Annotated in this window: 20 protein-coding genes and 4 tRNA genes; 19 read left to right on the top strand and 5 right to left on the bottom strand. The window is 71.0% G+C overall.

All coding sequences use genetic code 11. From position 1 onward, the window contains the following. The first annotated feature begins 190 nt into the window (after positions 1-190). From CFP66_RS23220 to CFP66_RS23160, 14 genes are all read left to right on the top strand, one after another. Positions 191-487, top strand: coding sequence for a WhiB family transcriptional regulator (locus CFP66_RS23220; RefSeq protein WP_094927365.1), 297 nt, complete (start codon positions 191-193; stop codon positions 485-487). Next, positions 484-906 carry a hypothetical protein gene (locus CFP66_RS23215; RefSeq protein ID WP_094927239.1) on the top strand — a complete coding sequence of 141 codons (423 nt, stop codon included), beginning with the start codon at positions 484-486 and terminating at the stop codon, positions 904-906. Before CFP66_RS23220 ends, CFP66_RS23215 begins: the two co-directional genes overlap by 4 nt. Before the next feature lie 238 nt (positions 907-1,144). Continuing rightward, positions 1,145-1,537 carry an RRQRL motif-containing zinc-binding protein gene (locus tag CFP66_RS23210; RefSeq protein WP_094927364.1) on the top strand — a complete coding sequence of 131 codons (393 nt, stop codon included), beginning with the start codon at positions 1,145-1,147 and terminating at the stop codon, positions 1,535-1,537. Then, positions 1,534-2,496, top strand: a complete 963-nt coding sequence (locus tag CFP66_RS23205) for a DNA cytosine methyltransferase (protein ID WP_198961617.1) — start codon at positions 1,534-1,536, stop codon at positions 2,494-2,496. The genes CFP66_RS23210 and CFP66_RS23205 overlap by 4 nt, the downstream gene beginning before the upstream one ends. Then, the gene (locus CFP66_RS48605; RefSeq protein WP_198961616.1) at positions 2,493-2,807 is read left to right on the top strand and encodes a hypothetical protein; all 315 of its coding nucleotides are present in this window, start codon (positions 2,493-2,495) and stop codon (positions 2,805-2,807) included. Before CFP66_RS23205 ends, CFP66_RS48605 begins: the two co-directional genes overlap by 4 nt. After that, on the top strand, positions 2,804-3,076 hold the full coding sequence (locus CFP66_RS47315; RefSeq protein WP_143517346.1) for a hypothetical protein: 273 nt from the start codon (positions 2,804-2,806) through the stop codon (positions 3,074-3,076). Before CFP66_RS48605 ends, CFP66_RS47315 begins: the two co-directional genes overlap by 4 nt. A gap of 55 nt (positions 3,077-3,131) precedes the next feature. Beyond that, positions 3,132-3,353, top strand: a complete 222-nt coding sequence (locus tag CFP66_RS23195) for a hypothetical protein (protein ID WP_143517345.1) — start codon at positions 3,132-3,134, stop codon at positions 3,351-3,353. After that, positions 3,353-3,838 carry a hypothetical protein gene (locus CFP66_RS23190; protein ID WP_094927235.1) on the top strand — a complete coding sequence of 162 codons (486 nt, stop codon included), beginning with the start codon at positions 3,353-3,355 and terminating at the stop codon, positions 3,836-3,838. The genes CFP66_RS23195 and CFP66_RS23190 overlap by 1 nt, the downstream gene beginning before the upstream one ends. Positions 3,839-3,864: 26 nt before the next feature. Further along, positions 3,865-4,146 carry a ParB/RepB/Spo0J family partition protein gene (locus tag CFP66_RS23185; RefSeq protein WP_143517344.1) on the top strand — a complete coding sequence of 94 codons (282 nt, stop codon included), beginning with the start codon at positions 3,865-3,867 and terminating at the stop codon, positions 4,144-4,146. Beyond that, complete coding sequence (locus CFP66_RS23180) at positions 4,146-4,907, top strand: HNH endonuclease family protein (protein WP_094927233.1); 762 nt, start codon at positions 4,146-4,148, stop codon at positions 4,905-4,907. Before CFP66_RS23185 ends, CFP66_RS23180 begins: the two co-directional genes overlap by 1 nt. Next, entirely contained in the window at positions 4,904-5,914 is a 1,011-nt protein-coding gene (locus CFP66_RS23175) for a bifunctional DNA primase/polymerase (protein WP_094927232.1), read from the top strand. Before CFP66_RS23180 ends, CFP66_RS23175 begins: the two co-directional genes overlap by 4 nt. Before the next feature lie 38 nt (positions 5,915-5,952). Further along, positions 5,953-7,650, top strand: a complete 1,698-nt coding sequence (locus tag CFP66_RS23170) for a hypothetical protein (RefSeq protein WP_198961615.1) — start codon at positions 5,953-5,955, stop codon at positions 7,648-7,650. 292 nt (positions 7,651-7,942) lie between these two features. After that, positions 7,943-8,212 carry a helix-turn-helix domain-containing protein gene (locus CFP66_RS50370; RefSeq protein WP_094927231.1) on the top strand — a complete coding sequence of 90 codons (270 nt, stop codon included), beginning with the start codon at positions 7,943-7,945 and terminating at the stop codon, positions 8,210-8,212. After that, positions 8,209-9,552, top strand: a complete 1,344-nt coding sequence (locus CFP66_RS23160; RefSeq protein ID WP_094927230.1) for a tyrosine-type recombinase/integrase — start codon at positions 8,209-8,211, stop codon at positions 9,550-9,552. Before CFP66_RS50370 ends, CFP66_RS23160 begins: the two co-directional genes overlap by 4 nt. Positions 9,553-9,673: 121 nt before the next feature. Here the strand turns inward: CFP66_RS23160 and CFP66_RS23155 are convergent. From CFP66_RS23155 to CFP66_RS23140, 4 genes are all read right to left on the bottom strand, one after another. Next, positions 9,674-9,745: transfer RNA gene (locus tag CFP66_RS23155), tRNA-Val, on the bottom strand. A 204-nt stretch (positions 9,746-9,949) separates the two neighbouring features. After that, on the bottom strand, positions 9,950-10,420 hold the full coding sequence (locus CFP66_RS23150) for a TIGR02611 family protein (protein WP_094927229.1): 471 nt from the start codon (positions 10,418-10,420) through the stop codon (positions 9,950-9,952). Between the two features lie 130 nt (positions 10,421-10,550). Next, the gene (locus CFP66_RS23145; protein ID WP_094927228.1) at positions 10,551-11,381 is read right to left on the bottom strand and encodes an anti-sigma factor; all 831 of its coding nucleotides are present in this window, start codon (positions 11,379-11,381) and stop codon (positions 10,551-10,553) included. Then, positions 11,378-12,049 carry an RNA polymerase sigma factor gene (locus CFP66_RS23140; RefSeq protein ID WP_233159640.1) on the bottom strand — a complete coding sequence of 224 codons (672 nt, stop codon included), beginning with the start codon at positions 12,047-12,049 and terminating at the stop codon, positions 11,378-11,380. The genes CFP66_RS23145 and CFP66_RS23140 overlap by 4 nt, the downstream gene beginning before the upstream one ends. Before the next feature lie 215 nt (positions 12,050-12,264). On the opposite strand from CFP66_RS23140, the gene CFP66_RS23135 reads away from it, so the two are divergent. The 4 genes from CFP66_RS23135 (at position 12,265) to CFP66_RS23120 (ending at position 13,085) form a co-directional block, all read left to right on the top strand. Then, complete coding sequence (locus tag CFP66_RS23135) at positions 12,265-12,693, top strand: SsgA family sporulation/cell division regulator (RefSeq protein ID WP_094927226.1); 429 nt, start codon at positions 12,265-12,267, stop codon at positions 12,691-12,693. Between the two features lie 106 nt (positions 12,694-12,799). Continuing rightward, positions 12,800-12,872: transfer RNA gene (locus CFP66_RS23130), tRNA-Gly, on the top strand. Positions 12,873-12,937: 65 nt separating this feature from the next. Further along, a tRNA-Cys gene (locus CFP66_RS23125) sits at positions 12,938-13,009 on the top strand. 1 nt (position 13,010) lies between these two features. Further along, positions 13,011-13,085 (top strand) — tRNA-Val (locus CFP66_RS23120). Positions 13,086-13,450: 365 nt separating this feature from the next. On the opposite strand, the gene CFP66_RS47985 is transcribed toward CFP66_RS23120, so the two are convergent. After that, on the bottom strand, positions 13,451-13,591 hold the full coding sequence (locus tag CFP66_RS47985; protein WP_158228178.1) for a hypothetical protein: 141 nt from the start codon (positions 13,589-13,591) through the stop codon (positions 13,451-13,453). Positions 13,592-13,600: 9 nt separating this feature from the next. Between CFP66_RS47985 and CFP66_RS23115 the strand changes: the two genes are divergently transcribed. Then, positions 13,601-13,891 carry a VOC family protein gene (locus tag CFP66_RS23115; RefSeq protein WP_094927225.1) on the top strand — a complete coding sequence of 97 codons (291 nt, stop codon included), beginning with the start codon at positions 13,601-13,603 and terminating at the stop codon, positions 13,889-13,891. Positions 13,892-13,898 lie beyond the last annotated feature (7 nt).

Below are 13,898 nucleotides of genomic sequence, written 5' to 3'. Positions count from 1 at the left end.
TCCCTCACCTGACCAGCACCAACCCTCCTGAGGGAGGCCAGGGACCCACCCGGTCCTGACCAGCGCAAACCCTGGAAATCACGGGATCGAGCCGCCACCTCGCGGCTCCCTCCCTTCCCTCCGCACGCCCACATTCGACTACTCATAGTGACCGTTCCGGTACTGCCGGACAGCGATGGAGAGCAACCAGATGAGCACCCGCCACCGCACCACCCACCCCACCAACCAACCCGCCGGCTCGCGCTGGCGGCAGCGCGCGGCCTGCCGTGACAACGACCCCGACCTGTTCTTCCCCACCGCCGCGCCCGGAACCCCGGCGCATGACCGGCAGGCCGCGCCGGCCAAGAAGGTCTGCCGCCGCTGCCCCGTCACCGCGGACTGCCTCGCCGAGGCGTTCGCCCGGATCCCGAACGGCGTCGCCGGAGGGCTCACCGAGCACGAACGCGAGCAGGCCCGCCGCGGCGGCCGGAAGGCGAGGACGGCGTGATCACCGTGACCGTGCAGAGCAACACCCACACGGACCCGGTCCCCGTTCCGGTCCAGTGCCAGGCTCAGGCCACGGCGCACCCGCTGCTGGTGATCGTCGCGGAGATGGCCGAGGACCGGTTCACCGGCGGGTTCACCGTCGTGCACACCCCGACCGGGCTCAGGCTCCCGACCCTCCCGACGGTGGAGCCGGTCGACCCGTCATCGGCCGAGTACGCCGCCGCGCTGGTGGCGCACCTGGACTGGTCCAGCACCGACCGGGCCGACTACCAGGACACCCACCGCGGCGCGTGGCTCGACGCCCTGAACGCCGCCGCCCGCGCCGCGGCGATCTGCGACGAGGACGAACAGCGCGGCCTGCTGGCCGGCGCGATCGCTCGCGCTCACCACCTCCGCGCCGGGCAAGGCGGTGCAGCGTGACCGCCAGGAAGAAGCACAGCCATGCGGGCTGGTGGGCGGCGAAGAACGCGCTCATGACCAAGCCGGACGGATCCGACACCCAGACCTGCGGTTCGTGCCGCGGGGAGGGCTGCCGAGTCTGCCGAGGCTGGGGCTGGGTCCTGACTCCCGGCTACTGCCTGCTGCCCGCGACCGGGAACGAGTGCAGCGACTGCCCCATGCGCAAGGGATGCCGGGCATGAGCCCGCGGTGCGGGGTGATGACCCAACGGTGGGGGTGGCAGCCCACCGCGTGGATGCAGGACGGCCTGCCGACGTGGCGGTGGCGCGCCGCCCCGCCCGGGCTGCTGACCCGCCGCCAGATGCGTGAGCACGGCCTCGCGCCGGGCGGGGCGCAGCCGGTCGCGCAGATCGTGTGCCGGGGCGGGCGCCGCCGCGGGCTGCTCTACGACCCCGCCGACCTCGCCCCCAAACGGGTCGCGACGGCGGCGCAACTGGTCGCGCTTGGGCGGGCGCTCGCCGCGCGGCGGTGGTGCTCCGCATGCCGGCGCGACGTCGGCTACTGCATCCCGACCTCCCTCGGCGAATGCATCGAGTGCCACTACCCGACCTCATCCGTTCGGCCCAACGAGCCCGTGCGGGGTGCGGCATGAGCGACGTAACCGACCTGTTCTCGGGTGGCGGCGGCGCGACCGAGGGGCTGACCCAAGCCGGGCTGGACGTGTCCGTGGCGGCGAACCACTGGCCGCTGGCGGTCGCGACCCACCAGGACAACCACCCTGACACCGAGCACCGGATCGCGAACCTGAGCGAGGTCGACTGGCGCGCCTACCCGTCGACCGACGTGCTGTGGGCTTCGCCGTCGTGCCGGTGGCAGGCGCGCGCCGGTGGCCGTCAGAAGCAGTCCGTGGAGCAGGAACTCAAGAGGCAGGATGCGGGGGCGATCGACCGGGCCACCGCGTACGCCGTGATCGCCGCCGCCGAGGTGCATGCCTACCCGGTGATCTTCATCGAGAACGTGGTCGAGTTCTTGGACTGGGTGCTCTACCCCTGGTGGCTCGACGGCCTGCGCGCGCTCGGCTACCGCATGCAGGTGCTGGTGCTCGACGCCGCTGACTTCGGTCACGCCCAGTACCGCCTGAGGCTGTTCATCGTCGCCACCCGCGACGGGATCGAACTGGACCTCGCCCCGCCCGCCATGGCGCCGGTGATGGCCTCGGCCATCCTCGACCCGCACCCGGGCCGGCCGGTCACGCGGCGGCTGTATGTCGCAGACCAGATCGACAGCATCACTGACGAGGGTGTGCCGCACCTGGTCACTTACCGACGCCACGCGAAGGCCCGCCGCGCCGACGCGCATCCGATCGCCACCGTCACCGCCGGCGGCAACCACCACGCCGTCGCGCAGGTGATCGACGGTGTGCAGCATCACCGGCTGCTGTCCAACCGCGAGTGCGCCCGAGCTCAGGGCTTCCCCGACACCTACACGTTCCGTGGCAACAGCGAGGACGTGAAGCGGCAGATCGGCAACGCCGTGCCCGTCGGCATCGCCCGCTGGCTCGGCGAACGCGCCCGCGCTGCCCTGACGATGACCACGGCGGTCGCGGCATGAGTGGCACGGTCGAACTCCTGGATATCGCGCTGGGGATCGCCAGGCGAGGTTGGCCGGTGTTCCCCGCTCCGGCCGGGCACGAAGCGGCCCGCCCTGCACGGCGAGAGGAACTCCCCCGCAACTACGGCCTGCTCTACGACCCCGCTGATCTGGCGGCGAAACGCGTCGCCACCCCGGCCCAACTCCGGGCGCTCGCCCGCGCCCTGGCCGCGAGACGGCACTGCCCGCGCTGTCGCCGCGACGTCGGCTACTGCGTGCCCACCTCCCTGGGCGCCTGCATCGACTGCCACGACACCCAGGTGACCCGATGAGCAACTACGTCGAACTTCCCCACCACCTCCAAGGCCTGCCCTACGCCGAGCAGTGCCGCATCCGACGCAAGGAGGGCGACCAGCGCGCCCAGGAACGCCTGGCCGCCCTGCACCACTCCGGAGTGCACGTCGAGTGCCGGGCGCGGTCAGGCCGCTACGGCGGCGACTCGTGGCGCAACTGCACGCACGCCGGCCGCGTCGAGCGGTTCCACGCCCACGACTTCGAGGGCCCGCTCGTGTGCGGCTGCGACGACTTCTCCACCCGATGACCAGCACACCGACACCACCGAGCACCTACGCCGAGCACACGCCCAGGAGATGCTGATGCGCTTCCGCGCCCGAAAGACCTACCGGTTCGGCCCGCTGCGGGCCACCATCACCCAGGCCGGCCGCTGGTCGTTCGCGATCAAGATCGGCCCGATCACCCACAACCTCACCCGCCGCACCACCTCGATCGACACCCCCGGCCCCGGCGGCTTCCACCACCAACACGGCCAGCAGCACGGCCGCCAGCAACGGCGTCGTCGCGCTGGTGGTGAGCGGTGATGCCCGCCGCGATCGCCGCAGCCCTCGAATCCGGTGTCGACCCTCGCCGGCTGGAGGTCGCCGCGCACGAGGTCGGTCACGGCATCGTCTGGCACCACGGCGGCATCCCGATCCGCCACATGGCCTTCACGGTCGGCATCTTCGGTGGGATCTCTGACGGCGAGTGCCGCCGCGGCCGGTGCCCGATGACCGCGGCCAACGCCGAGGCGTTCCTGATCGGGTTCCTCGCCGGGGCCGCTGCCCAACACTGGGTCCTCACCTGCCACCTCGGCGCTGGCAACGGCTCCGCCCGACGGACAGCCCGGCACAACTCGGCCTACGACATCGACGAACACCGGCGCCTGGCCCGCGCGTGGCGCAGCCCGCTGGACGTCGACTCCTCGTGGTCGCGCGCGGCGTCGATCCTCGCCCGTCACGAGCGCCGACTCGACGCGCTCACCGCCCGACTCGCCACCTCCCGACGGCTGTCCGGGAGTGCCCTGTGAGCTGGTTCAACGAGAGGACCAACGGCATGCCCGACCTCGGGCAGGGCCCGGGCTGGACGTCGGCGAGCTGGCGCCGCGCCCCGCGCAAGAAGGTGCCCGTGGACAAGCTGGTGTCCACCAACCTCGGCGGCTACCTGAGCCAGCGCCGGGCCGACCAGTACGCCCGCAAAGGCGTCGGCGCAGACGTCTACGTCGTCGAGCACCAGGGCCGCTACTACCTCGCCGACGGACACCACCGCGCCGTAGCCGCGATGATGCGCGGCGAGAAGACGATCGCCGCTCGGGTGAAGCGGGCAGGTGACCGGTGATGGGCACGAACCCGACCCGACACGCCCGCGCCGCAGCCACCGCCGCGCTCACGGCCGCGCTCGTGCTCACCGGCACCGCCTGCACCACCGGGCTGGGACCAGTCACAGCGCTCGGCTCCACACCGGTGATCACCCTTCCCAGCGCTGCCACAGGGGCTGACCTGACCCACGGCCACCCGACGGGCTCGGGCGAAGCGGAGCAGGGTGGACCGCCAGCGGATCCGACCCACGCGTGGGAACTGCTCGCCGCGCTGCCGGTCCGTGTGGAGGACACCGGCGCCCACTACGACCGCGACCAGTGGGGCGGTTGGCGCACCCGGGAGGGCTGCAGCACCCGGGAACGGGTCCTGATCCGCGACGGCCACGACGTGACCACCGGCGAGGACTGCGCAGTCACCGGCGGGCGTTGGCGCAGCGTCTACGACGGGCAGAGCGTTCCCACCGCGGACGGGATCGAGATCGACCACCGCGTCGCGCCCGCGGAGGCCACTCGCTCCGGCGCCCGCGGGTGGACCCGCGAGCAGCGGGTGCGGTTCTTCAACGACCCGGCGAACCTGCTCGCGGTATCCGCCCACATCAACGGCAGCAAGAGCGACGACGACCCCGCCCGCTGGCGCCCACCCCACCGGGACGCCTGGTGCGGCTACGCCGCCGCCTACGTCGCCACCAAGCACACCTACCGCCTGGCCATCGACGCTGACGAGCACGCCGGGCTGGTCGCGCTGCTCAACACCTGCCCCGCGGGTGGTGAGCAGCGGTGAGCGCCGAATCGCTGCTACGGGTCGCGCTCGCCGTGGCCGAGTTCGGCTGGTCGGTGTTCCCGCTGGTGCCCGGCACCAAGCGTCCCGCCCTGCACCCGGTCTCTCGTTGTCCCGGCACCGGAGTCTGCGCGGGCGGGCATCTGGGGTGGGAACAGCGCGCCACCACCGACCCGGGCTTGATCCGCGCTGCCTGGACCCGCGCGCCCTACAACGTCGGGTTGCCGTGCGGGCCGGCCGGGCTGGTGGTGGTCGACCTGGACACCCCGAAGGCACCCGAGGACGTACCCCCTACGGGCTGGAGCCGCAGGGGGGCGCGGGATGGGCACGACGTGTTCGCCCTGGTCTGTGCCGACGCAGGGCACCCCGTCCCCGCCGACACCCGCACAGTGTCGACCGCACGCGGCGGCACCCACCTCTACTTCCGCGCCCCGGCCGGCGTGGAGCTGCGCAACACCGAGGGCGAGACCGGCCGCGGGCTCGGGTGGAAGGTCGACACCCGCGCCCACGGCGGCTACGTCGTCGCTCCCGGTTCGAACACCCCGGACGGGACATATCGGCTCACCGACGATCGGAGCCCGGCTGAATTGCCGGGCTGGTTGGTCGAGCGGCTACGTCCCAGGCCGCCAGCAGCCACCTCAGCGGCCCCTGAGATCGGCTCTCTACGGCTTCCCCGCTACGTGACCGCCGCCATCGAGGGAGAGCAGAAGCGAGTGGCAGCAGCCCCGTCGAACACCCACACGAGCACGTTGTTCGTGGCCGCGGTAGCGCTCGGACAGCTGGTCGGGGCCGGGCTGCTCCCCTCGGCTACAGCCGCCTCAGCTCTGCACCACGCCGCACACCACATGATCACCGGGCCGTGTGGGTGCACCGAGCAAGAGGTGTTGCGCACCGTCCGCAACGGCCTACGCACCGGTGCCGAGCGCCCCCGCACCATCCGCGCCCGTCCCGCCGCCGCCCGACCCGCCACCGATGCCGCGCGGGCCGGGGCTACCCCGCGTGCGTCATGACGTCGGATCACGACGCTGCCCAGGAGGACGAGTCCCCCATGACCGGACCCGAACACCACCTCACAGCCGACGATCCCGCAGCACCGGACCAGGCCGACAGGCCCGGCCCTACGGCCGATGAGCCGGGCGATGGTGGGCGGCAGCGAGTACGGGTCAGCACCGGGCCGGCCACGGTGCGGCTGCTGACCGCCGCCCTGGACGGGCGGATCATCCCCAACACCTACGTCACCGACGGCGCCCCAGTAGTGATCGAGGCCGTGTCCGGGGCCCCGCGCCCGCTGGCCGGCGACGAGACCGCCCCACTGCCGTTGGCGATCACCTCGCTGCGCCCACCGCTGCTGGGACATCTACTGGCCCAGCACGCCTACGTGGTCCGCCGCGAGCAGGGCCGCGACGGGAACATGGTCAACGTCGAGACCAGCCCCTCGCAGACCGTGCTCGCCGAGGTCCTCGCACCCCGCTCGTGGCCCGGGCTACCCCCGCTACGCGGGATGATCGGAGCGCCGGTGCTGCGCCCGGACGGCACCCTGCTCCAACGCCCCGGCTACGACGAGGCCACCGGCCTGTTCCTGGCCTCAACGGTCCGTCTGCCCACGGTCCCGGACCGCCCCACCCCCGAACAGGTCGCGGCGGCCCGCCAGTTCCTGCTGGAGAAGTTTCTGCGGGACTTCCCGTGGCGTACACCGGCGGACCGCGCGAACTACCTGGCCCTGCTGGCCACGCCGATCCTGCGCCCGTTCACCCGCTGCCTGTCGCCGTTCGGGATCGTCGACGCGACCATGCCCGCGAGCGGCAAGACGATCCTGACCGCGTGTCTCGGGATGCTGTGCGGGCAACGGGTGATGACCTGGACCGACAGCGACGAGGAACTTCGCAAGGCCATCACCAGCGTTCTGGCGGATCAGGCCGGGGTGATCGTGTTCGACAACCTCCCCGAGGGCTCGGTCATCGACTCCGCTGTGCTCGCCCGGCTGGTGACCGAGCGAACCTGGACCGACCGGCGGCTCGGCTCCAACACCGCCAGCAGCTACCCCAACGACCGGGTGTGGCTGGCCACCGGCAACAACCTGCGCGTGGGCGGGGACATGGCCTCGCGCACCGTGTGGGTGCGCCTGGATCCGGACATGCCACACCCCGAAGCCCGCACCGGGTTCTCCATTCCCAACCTCGACACCTGGATCCTCGATCCAGGCAACCAGGCGAGGGTGCTGTGGCACCTGCTCGTGCTCGTGCTCGACTGGACTGCCGCCGGCGCCCCCACCTCGTCGAGCGTGCCGGCGATGCGGCAGTTCACCCGCTGGGCCCAACACCTGGGCGGCCTGCTCGAACACCACAGCATCCGCGGCTTCCTGGGCAACGCCGTCGAGAACCGTGACCTCGACGACGACGCTGCCGAATGGCGCGCGTTCCTGACGCGCTGGCATCAACTGCACGGCGACCGCTACCTGACCGCGAACGAGCTGCGCCGCGCCGCCGAGAACGGGTTCGGCAGCGACCCGTGGGACGGCACCTTCCCCACCACCGGCAGCGGCCACCTCCTGTCGGTCAAGAGCCTGGGCCGTCGGTTGACCGGGCAGGTCGGGCGCTGGCGCGGCGACATCGTTCTACGCAGCGTCACCAACCCGCACAACCACGGCCGCTCCTACTGGGTGGAGCACCGACCCGCCGACACCGGATCCTCCCGGACCGCCGAAAGAAACCTCGCAAACCCGCAAACCGCTGGAACCGGGGGGTGACCTGCACAGACATGACCAGACGATCTTGCGGTTTGACTCAGGGGCGAAACCAGCAAACCCGCAAACCGCGCGGTTTGCGGGTTTGGCCACCACCTGCCGAATCTCAAACCGCAACCAACAATCCCCAGGCCAGACCCAGATTCTGCGGGTTTGCGGGTTTGATACCCACCCCGTCGCCCCACGCCGCCGGGACCGCCCGACCACCCCCGCCTCCATCCACCGCAGCAAGCCGCCCTCGTCACCGTCTGTGCACAACCCCCTCCGGCTCCAGCAACGCCCTTGAAGGGACACCATGAGCACGCAAGCGACCTCGACCCACGCTCCGCGCAGACCCGGCGTCCGCAGAGCATCAGTGACCGACGATCGCCCCAACCCGCTGCCAGCCCTGATGTCGGTGCCAGAAGCGGCGAAGTTCCTTGGGCTGAGTCGGGCTTCTGCGTACAGGTACGCCGAGGCCGGCTTGCTGCCCACCAAGCGGTTCGGGCGCCGCGTGTACGTAGTCCGCGCCCGCCTCAGCGAACTGCTGGAATCGCCCGACATGCCGGATACCGGTGCCGCATGAGCAGACGAAAGCGATCCGCACGCCGCGGACAGGGCAGTGTTTTCCCGCGCGGCAACAAGTGGGCATTCGCCTTCGACGGACCACCGCACCCGCTGACCGGCGAGCGCCAGAAGATCCGCAAGAGTGGGTTCGAATCCGAGGACGCTGCATGGGACGCCATGCATGAGGCCCGGGCCGCCGTCGTGACCGAGACCTACGTCAAACCGTCGAGGGCGAAGGTGTCGGACTTCTTCGAAGCGTGGTTCCCCTACGTGCGATCGACCACGGAGGCGACGACCGCAGCCAACTACGAGACGCTGGCCCGCTCCTACGTCCTGCCGTGGATCGGCAAGCGTCCGATTCAGGAGATCGTGCCGTCGGTGGTGGCGGCCCTCTACAGCCACCTACTGGCCCAGGGGCGGCGAAAGCGCGACACCAACTGGGACATGTACCGCGTGTGGCGGGACGCCCGCGCAGCACAGCGGCAGATCAGGCCGCGGGAGATCGCGGACAAGGTGGGCGTCACGTACGCGGGCGCCCGCAAGGCAGTGCAGCGTTATGAGGCCGGCCGGATCCCCACGGAGCCAACGGCCGGTTTGTCGCCGAAGACGGTCAAGACGGTGCACATCATGCTGAGCTCGGCCATGGCGACCGCCGTCAGGTGGAAGTACCTCAACCTCAACCCGACCGAGGGCGTGAAGCCGCCCTCGGTCGCGAGGCGGACGCACAACACCTGGAGCCCGCAGCAGCTGACGCGATTCCTCGAGGCCGCTCGCGCCGATCGTCTCTACGGCCTGTGGGTGCTCGTCGCATCGACTGGGATGCGCCGCTCGGAGTTGTGTGGCCTGCAACTGCCAGCGCTCAACCTGGACACCCACACGGTCCAGATGACCACGACCCGTGTGGTGGCCGGGGGGAAGGCGAGCAAGGGCAGCGGGAAGAGCCCCGGTAGTCGCCGGCTACTGGCGCTCGACAGGTTCACCACCCAGGTGTTGAGGGAGCACCTCAAGCGCCTGCGAGACGAGAGGGAGGCGTTCGGCGATGCCTACCAGGACAACAGGCTGGTCTTCTCGTGGGAGGATGGTCGACCGATCTACCCCGACACGATCACGGAGCGGTTCAACCGCCTGGTCGAGGTGGCCCAACTCCCACAGATCCGGCTGCACGACGTGCGCCACACCTACGCCACGATCGCGCTCCGCTCCGGCGTGCACCCGAAGATCGTGAGCACCCGGCTGGGTCACGCCACCGTCGCGTTCACCCTCGACACCTACTCAGCCGACATCCCCGACCTCGACCAGCAGGCCGCCGAGGACATCGGCGGCCTGTTCCTGCCGCCCGCCACCGAGGAAGAGTCGTGACCGCCTAAGCCCTCTTCGGGCACCGTTTCGGGCACCGGAGCCCGATCTGGGCCCGCCTCAGCCTGCCCAGGAAATGCGAGACCCCCTCTGTCCGTGCTGGTCAGAGGGGGTCTCGTAGCTGTGGGCGATACTGGGATCGAACCAGTGACCTCTTCGGTGTGAACGAAGCGCTCTCCCCCTGAGCTAATCGCCCGTGCTGTCGAAGACTCTACAGCGCCCGTCTCAGCGCGGTTCAACCACCCTCCTCGAGGAGCCACCACCCGTGAGGTGCCCGGTCAGCGTGGATGGTCACGCGTCGGTGCCCACCCACCGTCTCGCCCCACGGCGTGCCACCTTCTGGACACGGCGAGCGCGCAGGCCGCCAGGCAGGAACCGTCGATCCTGACGCGCCGGTCCGTCAGAGGCGGAAGTAGTTCGAGACCGGCGAGCCCAACCACTGCCAGTCGAGGTGCAGCCACGACCCGAAGAGCGCGAACGCCCCGACGAACCACGCGCAGACCGCGACGACCAGCAGGATGCCGGCCGAGACCAGCACCCGGACGACGGGTCGTTGGCGTGCCAGCCAATGGACCCACGCCTGGTACTTGGTGCGGACCCAGTGGAGGACCTTCCGCGCCCCCTCGAACTCGGTGGCGAGGATGCCCAGCCCGAGGAAGATGATCGCCCAGCCGGGGCCGGGAGCGGGGAGCGCGATGACGCCGAGGATGACGACGGCGAACCCGATCACGCCGACCGCCACGCGGAAGGTCAGGTTGAGCACGCGGTTGCGGGCGACGGTGGAGCGGAAGCCGCCGTAGCCGTGCACGACCCGGTCGGCGGCCCGCCTGACGCCGCCGACCTTCCGCTCCTCGCCCTCGGTGGTACTCAATCCCCGCCCATCGGTCTTGACCACGCAGCCACGGCTGCGCCGTCGACGAGAGTTCCCCTCTGTGTTGCAGGGTACCGACCCGGGCAGCGGCACCGGGCGGCATGCGGTGACGTGCAGGTGAACTGTGGCGTCAGATCGCCACCTGCCCCTGCGCCATCACCGCCGACGGTGAGGCGGGCGCCGCACGACCCGGCTCGAGCGAGATCGCGTAGGCCGTGAACCTGTCCGCCTCGCCTCCGGATCCTACTGTGCGGGTACCGATGTCGGTTCCGGCGACGTCGAAGGTGCCCAGTGCCTGCGGGGCCGCACCGGCGGGCACGCCCCAGAGCACGTAGGTGGTGCTGTCGGCCTCGTTCGGCGGCATGCCGACCGTGTAGATCTGCCGCTGCCCGTCCTCGACCAGCACGGCCGCCACGGTGGCGCCGTCGTCGGTGCTCAGCAGTGCGTGCCGGGTGCCGGGGCGCGCGAGCTCGCCCAACAGTTCGGTGACGCCCTGCGCCCGCGCCGCCTCGGCGTCACGCTGCTGCTGCAACTGCCCGTTGCGGATGGCGAGGCCGCCGATCGCGACCACCGCGACGAGGGCGAGCGCCGCGGCCGTCAGCTGCCGGCCGCGACGTGAGAGCCACCGGGTGGGCGCGGGCCGGGGATCGGTGCGCTGCGGGGCGGCTGCAGGGGCGGGCGGGGTGTCGTCGGGGTCCGGCGGCGGGGTGGGCCGCTCCTGGGGCGTCTCGGCCGCGCGCGCGAGCAGGTTGCTGCGCAGCATCGGTGGCGGTTCGACCTGCTCCACGGACGCACCCATCCCCGTGAGCACCTCCTCGGCGTCGCGGACGGCGGCCTGGCAGGACGGGCAGCCGGGCAGGTGCGCCACGAACTGCAGCTCCTCGTCGGGCTCGAGCGCGTGCAGCGCCCAGGCCACGGCCTCCTCCTCGCGCGGGCAGTCCTGTTCGCCGTGCCTGCTCATCGGGAACCACCCGTCACGTCGGCCACGACCTCGCCGAGGCGCGGGCCGAGGACGTTGCGCAGGCGCTGCAGCCCCGTGAACATCCGCGACTTGACCGTGCCCAGCGGCACCCCGGTCAGGGCGGCCACCTCGCGCTGCGTGTAGCCGGCGTAGTAGGCCAGCGCGATCGCCTGTCGCTGTTCGGCCGGGAGGCCACCGAGAGCGTCACGGACGTGGCCTGCGACGACCGCGCCGAGCGCTGCCTGGTCCGCGCCCGGGCCCGGCGGGGCGGACCACTCCTCGCCGTCCTCGGCGGCAGGCACGGTGCGCCGGCGGATCGTGCTCTCCTTGCGGACGGCGTCGACGGACTTGTGGTGCACGAGCGTCAGCAGCCAGGTGCCGAACGAGCCGCGGGCGGGGTCGAAGCGCGTGGGGTTGCGCCAGAACACGAGGAACACCTCCTGGACGACGTCCTCCGCGATCCCGTCGTCCGCGCAGATCCGCCGGGCCAGTGAGAAGGCGGGGCGGCCGTAGCGGTCGTACAGGGCGCCGAGCGCGTCCTGGTCCCCCTCGGCGACCGCCCGCACGAGCTGCTCCTCATGAGGATCACGCGGTCGTGCGGCCGCTCCGGTACGCCGCTCGGGCGTGCCGGGGGAGTCGGCGACGTCGGCCACCAGTTCGGTCCTCACGTACTCGTCTTCGCTGTATCGCTGGAGCCGGTTCAATCTAGACCCCGCAACGTGCTGCACGTCGCACCGGCGGCGACGATCGCAGGTCAACGCTGCGCCGTCAGAGTGACTCGACCGCGCGTCGAGGGGACATCGCCCTTCGACCCGTCACATCTTCCGCAGACGGTCGTTTTCCCGCATGACGGACGACGCGGGACCCAGAAAGAGGACGCACGATGCGCGACGAGCACACGGTCATCTGCTCACCGGCAGTGTTCGAACTGATCGCTCCGGACGCCCCTGTGGTGCCCGTCAACGTCGAGTTGGCGTACAACAGTCGCGATCCCTACGCCGTCCAGGCGTCGTTCCGGACCGGTTCCACCACAGCGGTCGAGTGGGTGTTCGCCCGGGACCTCCTGCACGACGGCCTCATCGGCCCGTCGGGCACGGGCGACGTGCGGGTGCAGCCCGTGCCGGGCAACCCGGGCCGGGTGCAGCTCGAACTCTCCTCCCCGTCCGGGCACGCCGTCTTCACGACGTGCGCGCAGACGCTCGGAGACTTCCTGCACCGCACCTACATGGCCGTGCCGGCGGAGAGCGAGTACTCCTGGCTCGACTTCGACGTGGCGCTGTCGGATCTCCTGAACGACCCGGCTCGTGACTGAAACCCCAGGTCAGATGCCCTAGCGAGAGGAACTGGGGGGTGGTGCGAACCCCCCTCAGGACCTACGCTAGAGTTCTCCACATCAACGCAGCGGAAACGCTGCACATGCGGACGTAGCGCAGCTGGTAGCGCATCACCTTGCCAAGGTGAGGGTCGCGGGTTCGAGTCCCGTCGTCCGCTCGGAGGAACCTCGAGTCCCGTCGGACCTCCACGGATCGAACTCCACGGAACGCTCCGAGGACTTCGGCGGAGTGGCCGAGTGGCTTAGGCAAGGGCCTGCAAAGCCCTGTACGCGGGTTCGATTCCCGCCTCCGCCTCGGGCGATTAGCTCAGTGGGAGAGCGCTTCCTTGACACGGAAGAGGTCACTGGTTCAATCCCAGTATCGCCCACCACCGTGAACGGCCTGGTCAGAAGCTCCGCGAGGAGCTTCCGCCAGGCCGTTCGTCGTTGGTGAGCCCCTGCGAGGCAGCAGATCGGCATCAGGCGGGCACGAGCGTGCCGTCGGGGTCATCGTCGTCGAGCGCACGCAGGATGCGCGAGAACGGTGCCGCTCCCCTGCCCGGTCGGTTCACTCCGCGAGATACCCGTCCGCATCGTCAGCGATCGAGCCGAGCACACCCGGGGGTGCGGGCGAGGGCCGCCGACCCGGGACGACCGGGACAGCGCGCCGCGGAGCTTCCCCGACCTCGTTTGCGAAGATCAGATCTGCTTCCTCGAACGGGTAGCGATCCAGGTGCTCGCGCAGGATCGCGACGAGCTACGCGGGCATGGGCACGGTGCGGGGCCCGCCGGTCGACTTCGGGTAGGGCTCGAACGGGGTGCGCCCCGCGGCCTCGATCACGGTGCGGATGACGCGCAGCCGGCGGTCGAGGTCGATCGGGCGTGAGGCCGAGTTCACGCCCCGAGGGTGCTCGTGCGCCCCTTGGATGACGGCGCGACGCAAGCCTTCGCAACGATCGCCTTCGAGGGGGATGGTCCGACCTGGATGTTTCACCAGCCCCAGGGCGAACTTCCGACCGGGCAGAACCGCCTGATGCTCGATCTCGGCGGTGAGGCCGACTGGTCGGAGCAGGCGGACCGCGTCGAGGCGCTGGGGGCGGAACGAATCAGCGACAACGAACAGGACGGCGTCAGGTGGGTGGTGTTTCACGATCCGGAGGGCAACACGTTTCGCATCTTTGCCCCTCGGCCCGAGTAGCCGCTGC

The sequence above is a fragment of the Pseudonocardia sp. MH-G8 genome, assembly GCF_002262885.1.
GTDB lineage: Bacteria > Actinomycetota > Actinomycetes > Mycobacteriales > Pseudonocardiaceae > Pseudonocardia.
The sequence above is the reverse complement of the archived record's forward strand: the minus strand, read 5'-3'. Positions and strand labels throughout refer to the sequence as shown.

Bases quoted from the DNA above. Each gene is read 5' to 3' on its own strand.
- CFP66_RS23170 (WP_198961615.1), top strand. From the start codon at position 5,953: ATGACCGGACCCGAACACCACCTCACAGCCGACGATCCCGCAGCACCG.
- CFP66_RS23160 (WP_094927230.1), top strand. From the start codon at position 8,209: ATGAGCAGACGAAAGCGATCCGCACGCCGCGGACAGGGCAGTGTTTTC.
- CFP66_RS23190 (WP_094927235.1), top strand. From the start codon at position 3,353: ATGCCCGCCGCGATCGCCGCAGCCCTCGAATCCGGTGTCGACCCTCGC.
- CFP66_RS50370 (WP_094927231.1), top strand. From the start codon at position 7,943: ATGAGCACGCAAGCGACCTCGACCCACGCTCCGCGCAGACCCGGCGTC.
- CFP66_RS23145 (WP_094927228.1), bottom strand. From the start codon at position 11,381: ATGAGCAGGCACGGCGAACAGGACTGCCCGCGCGAGGAGGAGGCCGTG.
- CFP66_RS23185 (WP_143517344.1), top strand. From the start codon at position 3,865: ATGCCCGACCTCGGGCAGGGCCCGGGCTGGACGTCGGCGAGCTGGCGC.
- CFP66_RS23135 (WP_094927226.1), top strand. From the start codon at position 12,265: ATGCGCGACGAGCACACGGTCATCTGCTCACCGGCAGTGTTCGAACTG.
- CFP66_RS23220 (WP_094927365.1), top strand. From the start codon at position 191: ATGAGCACCCGCCACCGCACCACCCACCCCACCAACCAACCCGCCGGC.
- CFP66_RS23210 (WP_094927364.1), top strand. From the start codon at position 1,145: ATGACCCAACGGTGGGGGTGGCAGCCCACCGCGTGGATGCAGGACGGC.
- CFP66_RS23180 (WP_094927233.1), top strand. From the start codon at position 4,146: ATGGGCACGAACCCGACCCGACACGCCCGCGCCGCAGCCACCGCCGCG.
- CFP66_RS48605 (WP_198961616.1), top strand. From the start codon at position 2,493: ATGAGTGGCACGGTCGAACTCCTGGATATCGCGCTGGGGATCGCCAGG.
- CFP66_RS23195 (WP_143517345.1), top strand. From the start codon at position 3,132: ATGCGCTTCCGCGCCCGAAAGACCTACCGGTTCGGCCCGCTGCGGGCC.
- CFP66_RS23205 (WP_198961617.1), top strand. From the start codon at position 1,534: ATGAGCGACGTAACCGACCTGTTCTCGGGTGGCGGCGGCGCGACCGAG.
- CFP66_RS47315 (WP_143517346.1), top strand. From the start codon at position 2,804: ATGAGCAACTACGTCGAACTTCCCCACCACCTCCAAGGCCTGCCCTAC.